Below are 2,912 nucleotides of genomic sequence, written 5' to 3' on the forward strand. Positions count from 1 at the left end.
GTGCACACCGGCCTTCAGCATATCGCGCATGTTGACTTGGGACATGATAGTTCCTTAATAAGTCGGGTTTGGCCTCCACGTATCCCAATGACCAACCAGCAGCATCAGCTGAAGGCACCCAGGTCATCGTGTCGACACGTGTGTGGATTTAAGCCTTTCGGGGTATCCCCGGAAAGCGGCGCATTTTATACCACAAGACTGCAAAAAACGGAACCCGGATTCTCAAAACCGGACACGCGTCTTTATTTGCCCCTTGGAATCGTTCAAGAATGCGCCAATCTATAAGGAGATGCGACGCACAGAGGCTCAGATTTGCGCTGATCGTCTGATAGAATCAGGTTTTTCAGGGCCGAGAAGATCGATCGCCCGTCACCCATTTCGTTTCAACAAGCGCCATTGAGCGCAGAGAGAGCCTGTATGACCGTCACCCTCAAAACCCCAGAGGACATCGCAAAAATGCGCATCGCCGGCAAACTGGCCGCCGATGTGCTGGAAATGATTGCCGAACATGTCAAACCGGGCATCACCACCGAAGAGCTGGATCGCATCTGCCACGACTATATTGTCAACGAGCAGCAAGCCATCCCCGCCCCGCTCAACTACAAGGGTTACCCGAAGTCGATCTGCACTTCGATCAACCACGTAGTCTGCCACGGCATTCCGAACGAGAAGCCGTTGAAAGATGGCGACACCCTGAACATCGACGTCACCGTCATCAAGGACGGTTACCATGGCGACACCAGCCGCATGTTCCACGTCGGCGCCGTGCCGGTCTGGGCCGAGCGCCTGTCGCAAGTGACCCAGGAATGCATGTACAAGGCGATTGAAATCGTCAAACCCGGCTGCCGCCTCGGCGACATCGGCGAAATCATCCAGAAGCACGCGGAAAAGAACGGCTTCTCGGTGGTTCGCGAGTTCTGCGGTCACGGCATCGGCAAGGTGTTCCACGAAGAGCCGCAAATCCTGCACTACGGCCGCGCCGGCACCGGCATGGAGCTGAAGGCAGGCATGACCTTCACCATTGAGCCGATGATCAACCAAGGCAAGGCCGACACCAAGGTGCTGGGCGATGGCTGGACCGCGATTACCAAGGACCGCAAGCTGTCGGCCCAGTGGGAGCACACCTTGCTGGTCACCGAAACCGGTTACGAGATCTTCACCTTGCGCGCCGACGATACCATCGCGCGCGTTTCGGCCTGATCCGACCCGCACCGCTCTCAGCCTTAATAGATAGACAGGAAAGCCAATCGATGCCGCAGGTGGATCCCGAACTCTTCGACCGCGGCCAGTTCCAGGCTGAACTGGCCCTGAAGGCAAGCCCGATCGCGGCCTTCAAGAAGGCGATCCGCCAGGCCCGCGAGGTGCTCGACGGACGCTTTCGCAGCGGCCGCGACATTCGCCGGCTGATAGAGGATCGCGCCTGGTTCGTCGATAACATCCTGCAAAAGGCCTGGGAGCAGTTCAACTGGAGCGAAGACGCCGACATCGCACTGGTCGCGGTCGGCGGCTATGGTCGCGGCGAGTTGCACCCGTATTCCGACATCGATTTGCTGATCCTTCTGGACAGCGCCGACCACGAAGTTTTCCGCGATTCCATCGAGCGTTTTCTGACGCTGCTGTGGGACATCGGCCTGGAAGTCGGTCAGAGCGTTCGCTCGGTGGACGAATGCGCCGTTGAGGCCCGTGCCGACCTGACGGTTGTCACCAACCTGATGGAAAGCCGTACCATCTGCGGCCCTGAGCGCTTGCGCCAGCGCATGCTGGACGTCACCAGCACCGCGCACATGTGGCCGAGCAAAGACTTCTTCCTGGCCAAGCGCGCCGAGCAAAAGGCCCGCCACCACAAATACAACGACACCGAATACAACCTGGAACCCAACGTCAAAGGCTCGCCCGGCGGCCTGCGGGATATCCAGACCATTCTGTGGGTGGCCCGGCGTGAATACGGCACGCTGAACCTGCGCGCACTGGCCGGCGAAGGTTTTCTGGTCGAGAGCGAAAACGCCCTCCTGGCTTCGTCCCAGGAATTTCTGTGGAAAGTCCGCTACGCATTGCACATGCTCGCCGGTCGCGCCGAGGATCGTTTGCTGTTCGATCATCAGCGCTCGATCGCCGGACTGCTGGGGTTCGTTGGCGATGACGCCAAGCAAGCCATCGAAAACTTCATGCAGCAGTACTACCGGGTGGTCATGAGCATTGCCCAGCTCAGCGACCTGATTATCCAGCACTTCGAAGAAGTCATTCTCGCCCCGGACGATGAAGCGCCGCCGCAGCCGATCAACTCGCGGTTCCAGTTGCATGACGGCTATATCGAGGCACGTAACGACAACGTATTCCGTCGCACGCCATTCGCCATGCTCGAAATCTTCGTGCTGATGGCTCAGCAGCCGGAAATCAAAGGYGTGCGCGCCGACACCATCCGATTGCTGCGAGAGTATCGTCATCTGATCGATGACGACTTCCGTAACGACATCCGTAACACCAGCCTGTTTATCGAACTGTTCAAGTGCAAGATCGGTATCCACCGCAACCTGCGCCGAATGAACCGTTACGGCATTCTCGGGCGCTACCTGCCGGAATTCGGCTTCATTGTCGGCCAAATGCAACACGACCTGTTCCACATCTATACGGTCGACGCTCACACCCTGAACCTGATCAAACACCTGCGTAAGTTGCAGTACACCCAGGCGTCAGAAAAATTCGCACTGGCCAGCAAGCTCATGGGCAAGCTGCCCAAACCTGAGCTGATTTACCTGGCCGGCCTGTACCACGATATCGGCAAAGGTCGGCATGGCGACCACTCGGAAATCGGCGCGGTGGATGCCGCAGCCTTTTGCCAGCGTCATCAGTTGCCGGTGTGGGACAGCCGCCTGATTGTCTGGCTGGTACAAAACCACTTGGTGATGTCGACC

The 2,912-nt window shown here is 58.2% G+C and carries 2 protein-coding genes; both read left to right on the top strand.

Translation table 11 applies throughout. The features are described from left to right. Nucleotides 1-417: 417 nt before the first annotated feature. Nucleotides 418-1,200, top strand: a complete 783-nt coding sequence (gene map, locus AC1DRJ_RS23340) for a type I methionyl aminopeptidase (protein ID WP_477804232.1) — start codon at nucleotides 418-420, stop codon at nucleotides 1,198-1,200. 50 nt (nucleotides 1,201-1,250) lie between these two features. Beyond that, nucleotides 1,251-2,912: [protein-PII] uridylyltransferase (gene glnD, locus AC1DRJ_RS23345; RefSeq protein WP_477804233.1), on the top strand; the 1,662-nt coding region annotated here is incomplete at its 3' end.

It is taken from the genome of Pseudomonas sp. P5_B2 (assembly GCF_056400445.1).